The organism is uncultured Aquimarina sp. (genome assembly GCF_947500065.1).
Taxonomy (GTDB): Bacteria; Bacteroidota; Bacteroidia; order Flavobacteriales; family Flavobacteriaceae; genus Aquimarina.
Genome location: NZ_CANMQT010000058.1, coordinates 1 through 264 on the forward strand (window position 1 = coordinate 1; position 264 = coordinate 264).

Below are 264 nucleotides of genomic sequence, written 5' to 3' on the forward strand. Positions count from 1 at the left end.
GGTCCGTCTTGTTGTCCAATTTCCTTTTGTACTTTAAATTTAGGGAACGTTAGTTCAAGTTCACGTTTGATATTTTTTTCAGTTAGTTCGTTGAGGTTTAGGTTTCCTAATTTAGATTCTGTTAGTAACATTTGTTTTAATTCTTCAGTTTCAATAATCGGTTTTTTAATAATTAATTCTTCCTCAGTTTTAAGACGTTCGTTGAGTTTTTCTGAGGTTGTTGTATTCTCAGTAATTCCTTTTGCAAAGCCAAACATTTCAAGT

Annotated in this window: 1 protein-coding gene; it reads right to left on the reverse strand. The window is 31.1% G+C overall.

The window, feature by feature from the left end; genetic code table 11:
- Positions 1–264: hypothetical protein (locus tag Q0975_RS28430; protein WP_299444387.1), on the reverse strand; the 264-nt coding region annotated here is incomplete at both ends.